Source organism: Streptomyces sp. NPDC037273 (genome assembly GCF_055603625.1).
This window is the reverse complement of sequence record NZ_JBVJVO010000008.1, coordinates 187,382-204,953: the sequence shown is the minus strand read 5'-3', so window position 1 is coordinate 204,953 and position 17,572 is coordinate 187,382. Positions and strand designations below refer to the sequence as shown.

General features: G+C 70.1%; 9 protein-coding genes. 2 read left to right on the top strand and 7 right to left on the bottom strand.

Annotated features, from left to right (window positions below):
- Positions 1-62: 62 nt before the first annotated feature.
- From ACZ7G1_RS22560 to ACZ7G1_RS22550, 3 genes are read right to left on the bottom strand one after another with little or no spacing between them, the layout of a single operon-like run.
- A complete protein-coding gene (locus ACZ7G1_RS22560; RefSeq protein ID WP_470877496.1) occupies positions 63-953 on the bottom strand; it encodes an SDR family oxidoreductase in 891 nt (296 codons plus the stop codon).
- Complete coding sequence (locus tag ACZ7G1_RS22555; protein ID WP_470877497.1) at positions 950-1,873, bottom strand: alpha/beta fold hydrolase; 924 nt, start codon at positions 1,871-1,873, stop codon at positions 950-952. Before ACZ7G1_RS22555 ends, ACZ7G1_RS22560 begins: the two co-directional genes overlap by 4 nt.
- Complete coding sequence (locus tag ACZ7G1_RS22550) at positions 1,870-3,396, bottom strand: flavin-containing monooxygenase (RefSeq protein WP_470877498.1); 1,527 nt, start codon at positions 3,394-3,396, stop codon at positions 1,870-1,872. Before ACZ7G1_RS22550 ends, ACZ7G1_RS22555 begins: the two co-directional genes overlap by 4 nt.
- Positions 3,397-3,617: 221 nt before the next feature.
- Here ACZ7G1_RS22550 and ACZ7G1_RS22545 point away from each other — a divergent pair, with 221 nt between their 5' ends.
- Positions 3,618-4,244, top strand: a complete 627-nt coding sequence (locus tag ACZ7G1_RS22545; protein ID WP_470877531.1) for a MerR family transcriptional regulator — start codon at positions 3,618-3,620, stop codon at positions 4,242-4,244.
- Here the strand turns inward: ACZ7G1_RS22545 and ACZ7G1_RS22540 are convergent.
- Positions 4,241-5,044, bottom strand: coding sequence for an exodeoxyribonuclease III (locus tag ACZ7G1_RS22540; protein WP_470877499.1), 804 nt, complete (start codon positions 5,042-5,044; stop codon positions 4,241-4,243). The genes ACZ7G1_RS22545 and ACZ7G1_RS22540 overlap by 4 nt on opposite strands.
- 50 nt (positions 5,045-5,094) lie before the next feature.
- Between ACZ7G1_RS22540 and ACZ7G1_RS22535 the strand changes: the two genes are divergently transcribed.
- Entirely contained in the window at positions 5,095-5,574 is a 480-nt protein-coding gene (locus tag ACZ7G1_RS22535; protein ID WP_470877500.1) for a GNAT family N-acetyltransferase, read from the top strand.
- Between the two features lie 67 nt (positions 5,575-5,641).
- Here the strand turns inward: ACZ7G1_RS22535 and ACZ7G1_RS22530 are convergent, their stop codons facing one another.
- The 3 genes from ACZ7G1_RS22530 to ACZ7G1_RS22520 all read right to left on the bottom strand — a co-directional run bounded on the left by ACZ7G1_RS22530 (position 5,642) and on the right by ACZ7G1_RS22520 (position 17,172).
- Entirely contained in the window at positions 5,642-6,262 is a 621-nt protein-coding gene (locus ACZ7G1_RS22530) for a hypothetical protein (protein ID WP_470877501.1), read from the bottom strand.
- The gene (locus tag ACZ7G1_RS22525) at positions 6,259-12,393 is read right to left on the bottom strand and encodes an RHS repeat-associated core domain-containing protein (protein WP_470877502.1); all 6,135 of its coding nucleotides are present in this window, start codon (positions 12,391-12,393) and stop codon (positions 6,259-6,261) included. The genes ACZ7G1_RS22530 and ACZ7G1_RS22525 overlap by 4 nt, the downstream gene beginning before the upstream one ends.
- Positions 12,394-12,699: 306 nt before the next feature.
- Positions 12,700-17,172, bottom strand: a complete 4,473-nt coding sequence (locus ACZ7G1_RS22520; RefSeq protein ID WP_470877503.1) for an FG-GAP-like repeat-containing protein — start codon at positions 17,170-17,172, stop codon at positions 12,700-12,702.
- Positions 17,173-17,572: the final 400 nt, after the last annotated feature.

Sequence of the window (17,572 nt, the reverse complement as noted above, 5' to 3'; positions counted from 1 at the left end):
CGCGGGCCTCGACCAGCCTTGCACGGGCAAACATTCCACGCATTTCGATCAGTGACGGACCGCTACCGGGCGGTGGAGCCCTCGGTGCGCTCCTGCTCGTCGGCCGCGCCGCCCGCGCCGACCAGACCCTTGGACACCGAGCCGAGCCGCGGCTCGAAGCGCCGCATCTCGCGCTGTCCGACGGTCGCGATCATGCCGGGGAGATAGCCGCGCACCGACTGCATCCCGCGCAGCCACCACTGGGCGTACACATGGCTGGAGCGGCGCTCGATGCCCGCCACGATCCGGTCGACCGCCGGGCCGAGCGGGTACGTGCGGTTCGCCGGCCACGGCAGCCGCTGCCGCAGCTCCTTCATCACGTCGTCCTGGTCGGCGCCCCGCACCATGTCCGTGTCGGTCCAGGAGAGGTAGCCGACGCCGACCCGCACGCCCTTGTACGCCACCTCGGCGCGCAGGCTGTGCGCGAAGGCCTCGACACCCGACTTGGAGGCGCAGTACGCCGTCATCATCGGGGCCGGGGTGAGGGCCGCGAGCGAGGCGATCTGGAGGAAGTACCCGCGGGACTCCATGAGGACGGGCAGGAAGGCCCGGCCCGTGACGGCGCCGCCGATGAGGTTGACCTCGATGACCCGCCGCCAGGCGCCCGGGTCGGACTCGACGAACGGACCGCCCGCCGCGACACCGGCGTTGGCGACGACGATGTCGACCTTCCCGAACCGCTCCTTGACCTCGGCGGCGACCCGCGCCATCGCCTCGTGGTCGGTGACGTCGGCGTGCCACCAGTCGGCCTCGGTGTGCAGCCGCCCGGCGACCTCCTTCAGCTGCTCGGGCTCCAGGCCGACGAGCGCGATCTTCGCGCCGCGCGCGGAGAGCTTGCGGGCGAGGAGCTCGCCGACGCCGCGCGCGCCGCCGGTGACGACCGCGACCTGCCCTTCCAGGCTCACCCTGCTCATGCCTCTGCCTCCTCGGTCTCCTTCACGCCCAGGTACGTGAGGGTCAGTTCGCGGATCTGCGCGGTGACGGCCTCCGGGGCCTCCACCGGTGTCATGTGGCCCATCCCGGCCAGTTCGACGAGTCCCGTGCAGTGCGGCAGCGCCTCCGCCATCCGCCGGGCGTGGACGGGCGGGGTGAGCCGGTCGGCGGTGCCGGCGAGCACGGCCACCGGAAGCCGCAGCTCCCGCAGCCCCTCTTCGAGGTCGAGCCCGGCGAGCACCTGCGACCAGTGGTAGCGGGCGCCGCGCGGACAGGCGTGCACGATCCGGGCGCAGGCCTCGACGCGCTCGGGCGCCGAGCCCGGTCCCATCGTCGCGTACTTGAGGACCTTCTTCGAGAGGCCGTTGACCGGGCCGAGCGGCGCCTTCGCGCCGAGCACGGCCGCGGTCAGGCGGCTGCGGAGCCCGCCCGGCTTCAGCGGCACGACGGTGGCCTCGGCGGTGAGCCCCGAGGCCCCGGTGGAGCAGAGCAGGGCCGCGGCGGCGTGCTGCCGGAGCGCGGGCCGCCCGGCGGCCGCCATGATCGTCATGCCGCCCATGGAGTGGCCGGCGATGACGGCCCGTTCGCCGGGGCCGAGGGTGGCGGTGAGCACCGCCTCCAGGTCGTCGGCGAGCGCCGTGGTGGAGTAGCCGGCGCCGGCGCTCGCGAGGGGCGAGGGAGAGCCGCCGTGGCCGCGCTGGTCGTAGGCGATGACCCGGTGGTCGACGGCGAGGGACCGTATCTGCTCGGCCCAGAAGGCGATCGAGCAGGTCCAGCCGTGGGCGAGGACGACGGCGGGCGCGCCCTCGGGGCCGTACACCTCGACGTGGATCCCGGTGCCGTCGGCGGAGACGGCGGTGAGGGTGCGGGACGGGGGCAGCGGGACCGGGTGGCGGCTCACTGGGCGGCCTCCTTCTTGCGCGCGGTGCGGGCCTTGGCGGCGGGCGCGGTCCTGGGGGCGCGGATCACCTCGTACTCGGTGAGGTCGACCTGCCGGGTCTCGCGCCGGAACTCGCCGGTCGTGCCGGGCCACAGGGTGGTGTTGCGGCCGTTGGCGTCGAGGTACCAGCTCTCGCAGCCGCCGGCCTTCCAGACGGTCCGCTCCATCCGGGCCTGCACCTTGCGGTTCCAGGCGCCGACGGCGGAGGGCCGGACGGCGAGGGCGGCGCGGCCGCCCAGGACGTTCAGCTGGCGCAGGTAGTCGGCCATGTAGTTCAGCTGGGACTCGATCATGAGGATCATCGAGGAGTTCCCGAGGCCCGTGTTGGGGCCGATGACCGTCATGAAGTTGGGGAAGCCGGCGGCGGTGGCGCCGCGCAGCGCCTCCATGCCGTCCTTCCACTCCTCGGCGAGCGTGCGCCCGTCAGCGCCGACGACCCGCTCGGCGATCGGCATGTCGGTGACGTGGAAGCCGGTGCCGAAGACGATCGCGTCGACCTCGGTCTCGGTGCCGTCCGCGCCGACCAGCGTCGAGCCGCGGACCTCGCGCAGACCGGAGGCGACGACGTCGACATTGGGCTGCGCGACCGCCGGGTAGTACGTGTTGGAGAGCAGGATCCGCTTGCAGCCGATGCGGTACGAGGGGGTCAGCTTGGCCCGCAGCACCGGGTCCTTCACGGACTTGGCGATGTTGGCCTTGGCGAGCCGCTCGACGAGCCCGAGCTCGTTCGGGTGCTTGGTGAAGGCGCCGACCTGGAGTTCGCGGATGCCCCAGAGGAGGCCGCGGCGGAGGGTGCCGGTGACGGGCAGGGCGCGGTGCAGCCAGCGCTCGGGCCCGGTGATGGCCCGGTCCATGCGGCGCATCACCCAGGGGGGCGTGCGCTGGAAGAGGGTCAGCTTCCCGACCTTCGGCTGGATCGCGGGCACGATCTGGATGGCGGAGGCGCCGGTGCCGATCATGGCGACGCGCTTGCCGGTGAGGTCGTAGTCGTGGTCCCACTGGGCGGAGTGGAAGACCTTGCCGGGGAAGTCGGCGAGCCCCGGGATGTCGGGGATCTTGGGGTCGGAGAGCGGGCCCGTGGCGGAGACGACGACGTCGGCGCTGAAGGCGCCCCGGCTGGTCTCGATCTCCCAGCGCAGCGCCTCGGTGTCCCATGCCATCCGCAGCACCTCGTGGTTCAGGCGCAGGTGGGGGCGGATGCCGAAGGTGTCGGTGACGTGCTCCAGGTAGGCGCGGATGTGCCGCTGTCCGGAGAAGGTCCGGGGCCAGTCGGGGTTCGGCGCGAAGGAGAAGGAGTAGAGGTGGGACGGTACGTCGCAGGCGCAGCCGGGGTAGCTGTTGTCGCGCCAGGTGCCGCCCACGGAGTCGGCCCGTTCCAGGACCACGAAGTCGGTGATTCCCTCGCGGCGCAGCCGGACGGCGGCGCCCAGGCCGCCGAACCCCGATCCGATCACCGCCACCCGTACGTGCTCGTGCTTCGCCATGCCGCCTCCCGCGCAACCGGCCCATCGCGCCAGCAATCACTGGCACAATCGGGACTGTAGAGCAGCTCCATACCGAGCGGTAGGGGTACGGCGAGGGAAAGTTACCGGCGGTACAACATAGGCTGGCGAACGTGGCAGAAGGATCAGCACCCGACACGCACGAGCACCCGGAGCCCGGCGGCGACACCGGCGGCGGCGACACCGGCGCCCGCGAGTACCGCATGGCGGAACTGGCGAGCGCCGCCGGCATCACCGTGCGCACCCTGCGCTTCTACCGCGAACGCGGCCTGATCCCGCCGCCCCGCCGCGAGGGCCGCATCGCCTGGTACGACGAACAGCACCTGGCCCGGCTCCGCACCATCGCCGCCCTCCTGGAGCGCGGCCACACCCTCAACGGCATCGCCGACCTCACCACCGCCTTCGAGAGCGGCCGGAACGTCCGCGAGGTCCTCGCCCTCGGCGAACCCACCGAGGAGGAGCCGGTCCGCCTCACCCCCGAGGAACTCGCCGACCACTTCGCCGGCGAGGTCACCCCCGAGAACCTGGCCGCCGCCCTCGACCTCGGCTACCTCGTCACCGACGGCGAGGAGATCATCCACATCAGCCGCCGCCTCCTCGACGTCTCCGCCGCCCTCGTCCACGAAGGCGTCCCCCTCGCCGAGGTCCTCAAGGCCGGCGCCCGCGTCCGTGAGCACGCCGACGCCCTCGCCGGACTCTTCACCGAGCTCCTCCGCGCCCACGCCGGCGAGGAGGACGTACGCCGCCTCCGCCCCCTCGCCAAGAGCGTCGTCGAGGCCGAACTCTCCATGGCCCTCGACCGCCACCTGCGCGGGACGGCCAGGCCCTAGAGGTCGTAGACGGCGGTCACGGGGGCGTGGTCGCTCCAGCGCTCCTCGTGGGTCGCGGCCCGCTCCACGTACGCCTTGACCGCCTTGGCGGCGAGGCCGGGCGTGGCGATCTGGTAGTCGATGCGCCAGCCGCTGTCGTTGTCGAAGGCGCGGCCGCGGTAGGACCACCAGGAGTAGGGGCCCTCCTGCTCCGGGTGCAGGGCCCGGACGACGTCGACGTAACCGCCGTCGGCCTCGTCGAGGACCCGGCCGAGCCACTCCCGCTCCTCCGGCAGGAAGCCCGCGTTCTTCTTGTTCGACTTCCAGTTCTTGAGGTCGGCCTCGCGGTGGGCGATGTTCCAGTCGCCGCAGACCACGACCTCGCGCCCCTCGGCCGCGGCCCGCTCCCTGAGCCCCTTCAGGTACGGCAGGAACTCGCCCATGAACCGGTACTTCTCGTCCTGCCGCTCGGTCCCGACCTCACCCGACGGCAGGTACAGGCTGGCGACGGTCACGCCGGGCAGGTCCGCCTCGACGTACCGGCCGCTGCCGTCGAACTCCTCCGACCCGAAGCCGATCCGCACCCGGTCGGGCTCGCGGCGGGTGTACAGGGAGACCCCGGCGCGCCCCTTCGCGGCGGCGGGCGCGTGAACGGTGAACCAGCCCTCGGGCGCCCGCACCTCAGCGGGCAGCTGCGCCTCCTCGGCGCGCACCTCCTGCAGGCAGACGGCATCGGCTTCGGTCCCGGCCAGCCACTCGACGAAACCCTTCTTGGCGGCGGCGCGGAGACCATTGACATTCGCGGTCGTGACAGTGAGCATCCCGGGAGAATACCGACACCCGCGCGATGCATACATGTACGATATCCCGCATGAACATCCAGCCTACGCCCTATGACCACCCGGACGCCGTCAAACTCCAGGACGCCGTCCAGGCCGAGTACGCCGTCCGCTACGGCGACGAGGGCGATGTCACACCGCTGGACGCCGGCATGTTCACCCCGCCCCACGGCCTCTACCTCCTCGCCTACGACGAGGACGGCACCCCCCTCGCCACCGGCGGCTGGCGCACCCAGGACACCAACGACGAGGGCTACTCCGACGGCGACGCCGAACTCAAGCGCATGTACGTCGTCCCCGAAGCCCGCGGCCTCGGCCTCGCCCGCCGCATCCTCGCCGCCCTCGAAACCGACGCCCGCTCCGCCGGCCGCACCCGCATGGTCCTCGAAACCGGCACCGCCCAACCCGAAGCCATCGCCCTCTACACCTCCTCCGGCTACACCCCCTGCCCCAAATTCGGCCACTACCGCCACTACGAAAACAGCCGCTGCTACGCGAAGCCGCTGAACTGAGCCACTCCGGGAACGACGAACGGCGGGGGCGCCCGAAGACACCCCCGCCGTCTCTCTTCACCCTCCGTCAGCGCAGAGTGAGCCGCTCCTCCCGCTCATGCCCGCCCGCGTCGAGCGCCAGCAGCAGCTCTCCCACCGGGTAGCGGCCGGAGAATGCGAGGGCATAGACGGTCCGCCCCGAGCGCTCAGGTGCCAATGTCCTGACGGGGGTCCAGTCGACCGCCTGCCCGGCGAACCGGACCGACGTCACCCGGGTCCCGCGCTCCGCCAGGAGCACGGCAGTCCAGCCGCCGCCCGGAGCGGACATCGTCCCGAACGCCTTCGCCACGTGGCCACCGGCCACGGGCTTGATTCCGGCGAGATCGGCACACAGACGGACCTCCGACCCACCCGAGACCGGAGCCTGCGCGAGGCACAGGCGCCCCTTGGCCGTCTCCCACATCAAGGTCACAGCAGCGCTGTTCCGGGTGACCTCGGAGGCGGGAGCCCCGGCGGGTGCCTCGCCCGCCGCCTCGGCCTTCCGGAGCATGCCGGATGCGAGGTCGGCGGTCTTGTCCAGGGAGGGTCCGGAGGAAGACGGCGAACCCACCGATGGCGCGACCGCCACCCCGTCCGGCCGCGCCCCACAGCCAAGGAGCAGGCCGAGGAGCAGCGGCACCGAGGCCGCCGGGACGAGAGAGCGCCTCACTGCCTGATCCCGGTTTCGGGCTTCGCGGCGAGTCCCATCATGTTCCTCGGTATCTGCGAGTAGGTGACAGGCTTCCATGTGGTCACATCGAACGTCCCCCACGCCTTCGTACTTGTACGACCGTCTTTGTGATGGTAGGTCGTCTGATAGGACGTCAGTACGCCACTGGGAGAAAGCCCCACGCTCTGGCCCTTCTTGACATCCCACGTCGCCGTGATGGTCTGGGTGTCGGACCTCAACTTGGTGTCGATGTCGGTCCAGGCCCACGATCCGTTGAGCCCGACGGCAACCTCGAGCTTGCCCTCCGCCAGGAACGGAACCTTGCCCTTCACCGCGCCTGACAGCGTGAGGCTGGCGCCGAACGTCTTGGAGTACTGCTCCGTCGTCGTCACCTGCTCGTTGACGGCATAGGCGTACGAGATGGTGTGGTCGGAGTCCGCGTCACCCAAGTACCACCCGGCGGTGTCCAGGTCGACGTAGTTGTCCCTGGATACCGTTGCCGTTTCGGACCAGCTGACGTCCTTTCCTCCGTCGGGCACGACCACACCCTTGGGGAGCTGAGGCATCAGAGGACGGCAGCCGTCGCAGTAGTGGGACCCGGCGTTCGAACCGCCGCCGCCACCACCGCCGCCACCGCCGCCTCCACCGCCACCGCCACCGCCGCCGCCGCCGCCACCACCGCCACCGCCACCGCCACCGCCGGTGGAGGTGCAGCACGCCGGAACCTTGCCCGTCTTCTCGTCGTTCGAGCAGTTCCTCAGGTCGTACAGGCAGGAGTTCGGCATGGAGCCGATTTCCGTGCCGGCCGGGTCCGAGAGGGAGACGGGGTTGTTGTTGCTGTAGACGTAGGCGTTGTGCTGGCGCGGGTCGTCGGTGACGAAGAGGGGGTCGACGGAGACGAAGCGGCCGAGGGCGGCGTCGTATTCGCGGGCGCCGAGGTGGATGAGACCGGTGGCGGTGTCGTTGGTGCCGCCGACGAAGCCCTTCTCGCCGGTCCAGGAGGACGGTTGGGTGCCGCGGGGGGCGCCGAAGATCGCGGTCTTGCGGCGGGTGACCGTCTGGGCGGCGTCGGCCGAGATCTGGGTCGTGCCGGTGCCGTGGTGGTCGGAGAGCGTGAAGGTCAGCTTTCCGCCCGTCCGGACCGCGACGACCCGGTCACCGGCGGTGTAGTAGCGGGTGCCGGACAGCACGCCGGCCTTGCTCAGGTGCAGTTCGTTGCCTCCCGGGAGGTAGAGGGTCGTCCCGTCGGCGTCCTTCGCCGCGAGCCGCTGCCCCTCCGTGTCGTACACATAGCTCGCCTTCTGCGTCGTCCCCTCGGTGACCGACGCGAGGTGGCCCAGGTCGTCCCACGCCAGGATCTGCTGCGCGGCGGAGCCGATCTTGCGGGAGTTGGTGTTGCCCGCCGCGTCGTAGCCGAAGGTCTCGTCGTGGGGGTTGGTTCCGGTCTGGGTGACCTTGGGGAGCTTGTGGCTGCCGGCGGTCGGGGTCGCGTAGGTGCGGAGGGTGTCGGCGGCCGGGCCCGAGGCGGTCTTGTGCTGGGTCTCGGTCTTGCGGTTGCCGACGGCGTCGTAGGTGTACGTCGTCCAGTAGGCGTCCTGGCCGCCGACCGCCGTCGTGGACGGGGCGGGGGCGCAGGCCGTACCGGTGTTGGTCCAGGCCTCGGTGATCCGGGCCAGGATGTCCAGCGTGACGCACTGGGTGTCCGTGGTGCGGGCCGCGTCCTGGCCGTAGGCGGTGGCGACGGAGGTGATGTTGCCGGCCGGGTCGTAGCCGTACTTGGTGTCCTCGACCCGCTGCGGCGCCACCTCCCGGTCGACGAACGCCTGCGTCAGGGCGCCGGTGTGCTCGTCGTAGATGTGGGAGAGCATGACCTTCTGGCCGAAGGCGCCGAGCTCCTGGCGGGTGAGCCGGCCGTAGTGGTCGTAGGTGCTCGCCGACACCAGCGGGTCGGTTCCCGCGCCGACGGTGTTCAGCAGACCGGCGACCGGGCTGTACGTGTTGGCGACCTTCTCCGCCGGCAGCCCGCCCATGGCCGGCTGCATGGTCCACATCACCTGGCTGGTGTTGGGGTTGTAGGAGGTCGTCCACTTGTAGACGCCGGCGGCCGCTCCCTCGCGGGCCGGGATGGTCAGCTGGGTGCCGACGGGGTTGTAGAGGCTGTTGTACGAGGTCACCGCGGACTCGTACGCCTGTCCCGCGACCCAGGTGGACGCCTTGGAGAGCTGCCCCTTGGCGACGGTGTCGTACTCGAAGGACGACAGGGTCGTCGTGCCCTTCTTGACGGCGGTCTTGCGGCCGAGCGCGTCGTAGTCGGTGTGCAGGGTGAACAGGCGCGCGTCCGTGACGTCGACGGGCCGGTCGGCCGCGTCGTATGAGGTCTTGACCGTCCCCTTGTCGGGGTCGTCGACCCGCGTCTGACGGCCGCGCGCGTCGTAGCCGTAGGACCACGCGACGCCCGACGGGTCGGTCAGCTTGTCGGCCCGGCCCTTCCGGTCGAAGTGGTAGAGCGTGGCCTGGTACTGCGTGAGGGCCGCGTCCGTGTGCTGCCGCAGCTCGACGGTCCGGCCGAGCGCGTCGACGACCTTCGTGGTCGCGATGCCGCCCTTCGGCGGGATCGTCGTCACGGTGTCACCGGTGTAGCGGGTGGTGGTCCGCTTCGTCTCGTCGCCGAACCTCCGCGCGATCACGTCCGTGACGCGACCGGCGCCGTCGTACAGGGTGTCCGTGGACGACGGGTAGTGCAGCTCCTCGCCGGTGACGAGGGCCGGCTCCGCCGAGCCCGTGGCGTAGTAGACGCCGGAGGCGCGCCAGACCTGGCCGCGGGTGTCGTAGAAGTTCTCCGTGACGAGCCGTCCGGACAGGTCGGGAGAGTTCTCCTGGGTCTGCCGGGCGCGCAGCAGACCGTCGAAGAAGGAGTAGGACGTCTTGTACTGCGCGTCGTGCGCGAGGGACTTGCTGGTGACAACGATCGGGCCGTCGTTGCGCACGAGGTACTCGAAGGACCGGTTGGGCGAGTCCGGGTAGGTGACGGCCGAGCGGGTCGGCAGCCACACCTTCGTGGTCCGGCCGAGCGCGTCGTAGGCGGTCGTGGTCACCTTGCCGTTGGCGTCGGTGACCTGCGTCGGAAGGCCGCGCCGCGGGTCCATCGTGGTCGTCGCCGCGTGACCGAGCGGGTTGGTGACGACCACGGAGGTCGGCGCCTCCCCGGCGGCCGGGGTGTAGCGGGTCGTGGTGATCTTGCCGAAGGCGTCCGCCGCCGACAGGCCGCGGCCGTAGACGTCGTAGTCGGCCACGGGGGTGCTGGACACCGTGTCGTAGCCGGTGCCGGCGCCGTTGATCCGCTCGCTCTTGGTGATGTCGCCCTTGGTCGGCGCCGCGCCGAACGCGCCGCCGTCGTAGGAGGTCCGGACGTCGTCGATGACGTCGCCCGGCCAGGCCGCCGTGGTGCCGCAGGGCACGGCGACGGTCAGGGTCCTGCTGACCTTGTCGAGGATGCCGTCGGCGGTGTTGCGGGCGTAGCTGGTGGTGGTGCACCGCTCGTCGTCGGGCTTGTCGACGTCACCGGTCTCGGAGACGCTCGTGACCATGCCGTACGCGTCGAAGGTGCGGGTGAGTTCGGTGGTGCGGGTGCCGCCGGTGACGGCGGTCCGCGTCTGCTCCTTCTCGACGCCCGTGGAGTACGCCTCCAGGGCGGGCAGGCCGGGGCGGGTGCGCGAGGCGGTGACCCCGGAGCGCCACGGGGTGGAGGAGGTCGCGGTGACGGGCTTCGAGGTGTCGTCGCCGTTGTAGGTGACGCGCTCGCGGACCATGCCGGCGAACTGCTCGCGGTCCGTGACCCCGGCTCCGGTCGAGTCCTTGACGCTCTGCCCGTCGCGTCCGCGGAAGTAGCGGCTCTCGGTCAGGGTGCGGGGGTCGTCGGCGGCGCCGGTGCGGGTCTGGACCCGCCCGTAGCCGCGGGAGACGGAGTAGGTGCGGTCCTCGGCCTTGGTGAACTCGTCGGTGCTCTTCGTCCAGGCGGCGCCGTCGAGGTAGGAGTAGTCGGTGACCTTGTCGGGGGACTCGGCGAGGTTGTCGCCCTCGATGACCTGGGTGGCGACATAGCTGTTGAACCAGTCGAGCTGGGCCTCGTACCCCTCGTACGCCCACTTCACCGGGTAGCAGCGTGTGGTGTTGGTGGCGTCCGGGGCCGGCAGGGAGGTGGCGGTGCAGCCGGGCGTCGAGTAGTTGACGCCGATGGTGCCGCCGGTCTCCGTGGTGATCTGGTAGAGCCTCAGCCGGATGAAGGGGGCGAGGCCGTCGCCGGTCTTGTCGACCCGGTTGGCCATCTGCTCGCCCGCGAAGGTGACGGCCGGCAGCTTGACCGTGCCGCCCGCCTTGCCGGTGCGCTGGATCGAACTGAGCCACATCGGACGGGAGATGCCGTCACCGGACGCGGGGAAGCCCTGCGTCAGCGTCCAGGAGTCGACGTCCTGGTACGCGCCTCCGGTCAGCACCTTGGTGGTGATCCCGGCGAGGCGCTTGCGGGACCAGAACGTCGGCGAGTAGTTGTCCTCGCACTTGACGCCGTCCTTGCAGTACGCGTCGTAAGGGACGTCCGGCCAGTTCCCGGCGTTGGTCTCGTCGAAGGTGCCGCAGCCGGTCAGGCAGCGCTCGGCGACGGTGAAGTCGACCTTGCCCATGGCCTTGCCGGTGTAGACGGCGTTGTCCCGCAGGCCGTAGTCGATGTGGTCGAGCCAGCCGCCCCGGATGTAGGAGGTCGCGGTGGACTCTCCGGTGGTCTCGGAGACGTTCCGGCCGTAGTTGTTCTTCTCGGTGTTCCAGTAGTACGCCATGGCGTTGCCGTGCGGGTCGACCACGTAGTCGAGCTGCCAGCGCCAGGCCTGCTGGCACCAGCCGTCGGCGAACGAGGCGTCGTAGCAGGGTTCGCCCTCCTGGTTGCCGTAGACGGGCATGGTCCAGGTGGAGTTGGTGACCGGGCTGTCGTCATCGGGCGTGATGGTGCCGCCGTCGGTCCAGCCGGGCAGCCGGTTCCGGCCGAAGAAGTACTGGGTGCCGTCGGCCGTGGTGACCTTCCAGTGCTCGCCCTTGCCGTCGACGCCGTCCGTGCCCTTGTCGCCGTTCTCGGCGCCGGTCAGCTTCTCGATCTCGGCGCCGGAGTCGTCGGAGGCGTGCCAGCCCTTGCCGGACTGGTAGACGAGCTCGGTGCTCTTGCCGCCGAGGTTCAGCGTCGCGTTGTCGTTGAACCAGCAGAGGTCACCCACGCGCGTGGTGTTCGTCGCGTCGGTCTTGTCGTCGTTGCACGACTTGTAGCGGCGCTCGATGAAGCCGGGCTCCCAGTTCCAGCCGTCGCCGATCCAGGACGGCTGGTTGTTGGAGGCGGCCGTCCTGCCGTCGACGGCCTGCGAGGAGTAGTCGAGGGAGATCGTCGGCTGTATCCCGCCGGGCACCGCCGGCACGTCGATCGGATGGTTCCAGCTGAAGGCTCCGGTCGATTCGCCCGCGCTCCACGACCCCGAGGCCGACAGGCTCGTCGCCTTGTAGTCGCCCGACGAGCTCTGGGTGCCCGCCGTCGCCGCCAGCACCGCCGCACCGGCCAGGGCGACCGGAGCGGACAGGGTCCCCGCCCGCGTGTCGTTCGTGGTGTCCAGCGGCGTCTGGATCCGGCACTTGTCCTTGTCGGGCGTCGTCAGCGCACAGGCCGGAAGGCCCACGAGTCTGAGCCGCGCGGCCCAGTCGCCGCCGTACGCGTCACGGAAGGCGGAGTAGTCCACCTGCACGCGCGTGTCGGCCTTCCCGGCCGTGGCATCGGTACGCCCCAGGGACAGCAGCAGCCCCTCCACGCCCGCGCGCTGAGCGGCCTTGCGTTCCGCGACCCGGACCTTGACCCGGGGCGCGGCTTCGGCGGCCCCGCCCCGTCCGGTCAGCGCGACGGAGACGGGCAGCGTCCCCGCCCGGACCGCGACGGATCCGCCGTCCACTCGCGCCGCCCGCGCGCCGCCGGTCGGCGGGGCCAGGGTCACCTCCGCCGAGCCCGCCACGGGCCAGGCGACACGTGGTCTCCCCCGCCACGCGTTCGCCGCCGCGGCGTCCGGTCTTCTCTTGCCGCCGATGGCCGCCTTCTCCACGGGCACCGGCTTCGGCTGTTCAAGAACCGGAAGCGGATTTCTTTCCTCCGGAACAGCGGATGCAATACCCGCCGCCGGAAGGACTCCCATCGTGACCGTAACCGCCAAAACGGTTGCGGATGCACGTATGCGATGAATTCTCACGCCCCACCTCTCATGGGTACGGAAATGTCACCGAACGCTACTCGAATCCGTCGGCCGCGGGTCCGTAATTTGAGGTAGATCTGAGAGATGAAAAACAGCTCCGAAAAAGGCGATGCCCGGGAAGAATTCCCGGGCATCGCCAGTCATTTACTGCTAGGTGCGGCGCTCTTAGTTGTAAGCGCGCAGAATGGTGCTGTTCGCCCAGGTCCAGCCGGTCAGCGTGCTCCAGCCGGCCTTGTGGTAGTCGAAGCCCGTGGCGTTCGACAGGTGGGTGAACGCCTTGACCTCACCGGTGGCGAAGCCGTAAAGGCTGCCGATGTCGTCGCGACCGTCACCGTTGTAGTCGCCCGGCGTGTACTGGGCACCCTGGTAATACCAGTTACCGGCCGGGATATCCAGGGCCCGGATGCTGGATGTGGTGAACTTCCCGTCCCGCGCCGAGGAGGCGGGGAGCTTGAACAGGGAGTCCTTTCCGTCGGCGTAGTCGTACCAGAAGCTGACGTCGTCGAGACCGTCGCCATTGAAGTCGCCGGCTTCCAGGAAGGTCCGGTTGAAGGCGCCCCACGTCGTGCCGTTACCGGCCCAGGACGTGATGCTCAGGTTGCTGAAGCCGCCGTCGGAAAGGGCCGGGAAGGTGTGCATCTTCAGGGTGCCGTCCGGGTACCCGTAGAGGGCCGCGAGGTCGTCGCGGCCGTCACCGTTGAAGTCACCGGTGGCGAACTTGCTGTCGCTGACGTCCCACCAGCCCGCCTGGAGTTCGGCGGAGCGGTGGGGCGCGTTGAAGCCGCCCTTCACGTTGGCGGTGAAGGTGAAGATGGTGTCGTTGCCGGCCCCGTACGCGTACCAGGCCATGATGTCGTCGCGGCCGTCACCGTTGAAGTCGCCCGACTCCAGGGTCATGGAGCCGGAGTACCAGCCACCCTTCTGCGAGGTCCAGGACGCGAAGGGCGCGTTGAACCCTCCGCCCGCCTTGCCGAGCGCGGTGAACAGCTTGACCACGCCGTCGCCGTAGTCGTACAGGGCCGCCATGTCGCCCTTGCCGTCACCGTTGTAGTCGCCGGTGGCGAACTTCATCCGGTCGACGTTCCAGCTGCCGACCGCGGACTCGTAGGACTTGACCGGCGCGGCGAAGGTGCCGTCCGAGTTGGACTTGAAGGTGTGCAGGGCGGACTTGCCGCCGGGGATCGAGTACCAGGCCGCCATGTCGCTGCGGCCGTCGCCGTCGTAGTCGTGCCGGACGGTGGTGTTCGCCGCCCAGGTGGACCGGCCCGCGGCGTCGTAGATGACGAAGTTGCCGCGGTCCTGGAGCATCGCGTAGCCGTTGGGAGCGGTCACCCCGAACGGCTTCAGTACGACCCCGGTCGCGTTCTTGATCACGAGCTTGCCGTCGGTCTGCAGGACGGCCGTGGCCCCGTTGTTGCCGGCGGTGCCCGAGCTCCACAGCACGTTGCCCGCGTTGGAGGTGACGACGAGGTTGCCGTCGGTCCGCATCGTGAGCTTGGCGGCGTTGGAGGTGTAGGACTCGCCGGAGGCGATCGTGGTGCCGGACGGGATGTAGGCGCCGCCCGTCATGCCGTCGATCGTGAACTTGGCGCCGAACATGATGGTGCTGGTCGCGCTGGTCGACTGACCCTTCCAGCCCACCAGGGCGTTGTCCGAGGCCTGACGGGCCCATAGCTCCGCGCGGATGTCCTCGTACGGGTCGTTCGTGATGTCGCCGGAGGAGCCGACGATCGGGTAGGCGGCCTTGGTGACGCCGCTGCCGATCTTCAGCAGGTTCTCCGGAAGGCCCCAGGTCGCGGCGTCAAGGCCGCCGCCGGGCGCGTACTCGGCCCAGGCGAGCAGGATGTCACCGGTGAGGTCGTCGCGGAGCCAGAGGTCCGGGAGTCCGTCCCAGCTGATGTCGCCCGGGGTGATGATCGTGTACTTGTCCCAGTTCTTGCCGCCGACGGGCGTGGGCGACCGCGTGTAGCCGAGGTCCAGGTCGTCGGTGGCGCGGTTGCCGTAGTAGGCCCAGAGCAGCTTGCCCTGCTTGACCAGGAGGTCGGGCTGGCCGTCGGCGTTGATGTCACCGGGGGCGGCGATCTGGTCGGCGTTGAACCAGTGGTCGTCGCCGGCCCAGGTCTCCTCGCCGTCGCAGCCCTCGTCCGGGTTGCGGACCGGGCAGGTGACCTTCAGCTCGAGCCGCGAGTTCGGGTCGATCTTGCCGAGGCCGTCGTTCTTGTACGTGTAGATCTTCTTGCGCTTGTCGACCTCGTCGTACTCCAGGGACACCAGGTCGTTGTAGCCGTCCTGGCCCCAGTCGCCGAAGGTCGTGATCTGCTTGCCGGCGAACGAGCCGCCGCCGTTGCTGGCGTTGCTGAACTCGCCCGAGCCCTGGCCCGCGTAGGTCAGCAGGGTGCCGTTGCCGTCCGCGGCCCAGATGTCGTGCTGCCCGTCACCGTTCAGGTCGAAGGGGACGTCCCGCGTCTTCGACGTGGCCGCGTAGAAGATGTACGTGGCCGTGTCCGAGCGGTTGCCGGCCTTGTCCACGCTGTACGCGTAGACGAAGTGCGGGCCGTAGCTCGGCGGGGTGATGGTCACCGTCGGCGCGCTCGCGCTGACCGGCGTGACGTCGGGGTCGGTGTCCGTCCAGTAGTAGTACTGGGCCACGTCGGAGACGCCGTTCGGGCCGAACGTGAACGCGCCGGGCGTCCGCGCCTTGCCGGTGTTGGCGGGCCACTTGGTCTCACCGTTCGGGAAGACCGTCGACGTGATGCTCGGCGGGCTGCTGGGACGCGTGCGGTCGACGCTGAACTTGCAGGTCACCGAGGTCGGGCCCCAGGCCTGGTCCTTGTCCTTCGTGACGACGTTCCAGGTGTAGCTGCCCGTCGGCAGGTCCGCCTCGGGCACCGCCCAGGTGGTGACCTTGTCCTTCAGGGCGGGCAGGTCCATCGTCCTGATCGGATCGGTGACACCCGACTTGTACAGCTTGAAGCGCGCCGTCAGGTTGCCGCCGTCACGGTCGGAGTGCGTGGCGTACAGGCTGACCCGGGTGTTGCCGATGATCCCGCCGGTCTTGCAGTCGGTCTTGGGGTACGTCCCCAGGCCCTCCGGCCGCTTCGGCAGGGTGTTGTACGCGATCTCGAGGGTGGCCGTCTTCGGGTCGAACTTCTTCCAGGCGAAGGTGTCCCCCTCGTCCTCGGCGTAGAGACCCAGGGTGATGTTGGCCAGGCCCTGGTTGTTCTTGCCCTCCTTGGCCCGCGCCTTGACCTTCGAGGTGATGTCGAACTCGAGGTTCCCCGCCCCGCAGTTCGGGATCTTCGAGTCCCAGCCCTTGGAGTCGTTCACCGTCCTGAGCAGCGAGAGCTGGGTCGGCTGGTTCTTCCACGTCGTCTTGGACGTGATGCCCGTCGTGTGCCAGACCTGCACGGGCCGGGACTGGCAGGACCAGGACCAGATGTTCTTGACGCGGAAGGTGGCCGACTTGACCTCGGCACCCATGACGTCACTCGTGTCCAGCTGGATGAACGAGCGCGAGATGCGGTCGGAGCCGCCCGTCTCGGCCTCGTAGCCGACCCGGATCGGGTCGGTGGAGTTCCAGAACGAGTAGTTCGGGTAGTGCTTGTAGACGCGCGTCCAGTTCTGCCGCTCGCCCCACGCCCACTGCGGGTCGATGTAGACCGGGTACTGGGTCTGCGGAGCGGCCAGCATGGCCTGGTCCGGCTTGATCTCCAGGGTGTCCCCGGTGACCGTGGTGTCCATCGGAGCGTCCGTGGAACCCGGCGGCGGCTCGAAGGTGTCCTCCGGTGCCGCCGTCCCGTCGTCCGCCGTCCCTCCCACGGCGTCGGCGGAGAACGCCTGGGCACCGCCGGCCGGCGCCGACTCGCTGGAGATCTTCGTGGAGTCCCACATCAGCGGCGTCGGGCTGGAGAAGACCGCGTGGCCCGAGGGGTCCACGGCGGTCAGGTTGCCGGTCTCGCTGTCCACCGAGACGTCGAGGCCGACCGTCCCGAACTTGAACTTCAGGCTGTCCAGCTGCGGGTTCTGCGCGGCTTCGGGCGTCTTGACGACCAGGAGCTGCGAGAAGCCCTCGACCTCGGCCTTCAGCTGGAGGTCGACGCCGGGCAGGATCTCGGCGTACGTGGCCACGTTCTCGGCCAGCGTGGGCTTCGGCAGCGCCGTCGGCCAGTTCAGCGTGAGCGTGCGCCCGTCCTTGACTCCGGAGAGCAGGGGGGCCGTGCCGCCGCCGGAGAACGTCACGTCGACCAGCGAGGCCTTCGGCCGCACGCCGTTCCCGGTGTCGACCAGCGTCGGGTCGGTCGCGATCCACTGACCGTCACGGAGCACGCGGACGGCGGTCGCGTGCCGGCTCACCGTCCACGTCCCGTCGGGCTGGGCCCACGTGTCGGTGGTCTCGGTGCGGGCGGATTCCAGCTCGTACGGCTGGCCCGTCCTCGCCGCCTCCGCGAGCGCGAAGTCCTCCTGGCTCTGTTCTCCCGTGTCGACCGGCGACACGAAGACGGCCGAGGCCGTCGGAGCGAGCCCGGGCAGGACGACGAGAGCGGAGGCGGACAGCGCTCCCGTCAGTGCGATGGATATCAGTCGTCTTCTTCGGGTTCCTGCCGCGGGTCTCCCGGCAGGCCATCTGGCAACGGACACGTACACCCCTGGCTGTCTCGATCTTCAACGAACGCCGAAAGGATGACGGCCCGCCAGGACAGTGGCTACCGAGTTGAGCGGAAGTTGAGCTTGGGCGGAGGAGGGGTGGATTCCGGGCAATGAGGCGATCCGGGCATCAGAATCCCACTCGCCCCCCTACAGGAAATGGGCGGAAATAACCGGCCACGCGAGACCCGCGACCGTCGGCGCGCAGACGCCCGCCAGACGCCGGCCCCGTCCGCGACCCGGCCGCGGGAAGTCCACAACACCGCAGCTCAGACACCCCGCGCGGAACAAACAGGACGTGCACGGGACCTGGTCGACGCCACCGACCCCCGAAGCCGACGGCGAACCCTTTCGGACAGGCGCTCCCCGGAGATCGCGCCACACAGGTCCGAAA

Coding starts and splice junctions, on each gene's coding strand:
- ACZ7G1_RS22560 (WP_470877496.1), bottom strand. CDS start 953: ATGAGCAGGGTGAGCCTGGAAGGGCAGGTCGCGGTCGTCACCGGCGGC.
- ACZ7G1_RS22550 (WP_470877498.1), bottom strand. CDS start 3,396: ATGGCGAAGCACGAGCACGTACGGGTGGCGGTGATCGGATCGGGGTTC.
- ACZ7G1_RS22545 (WP_470877531.1), top strand. CDS start 3,618: ATGGCGGAACTGGCGAGCGCCGCCGGCATCACCGTGCGCACCCTGCGC.
- ACZ7G1_RS22540 (WP_470877499.1), bottom strand. CDS start 5,044: ATGCTCACTGTCACGACCGCGAATGTCAATGGTCTCCGCGCCGCCGCC.
- ACZ7G1_RS22535 (WP_470877500.1), top strand. CDS start 5,095: ATGAACATCCAGCCTACGCCCTATGACCACCCGGACGCCGTCAAACTC.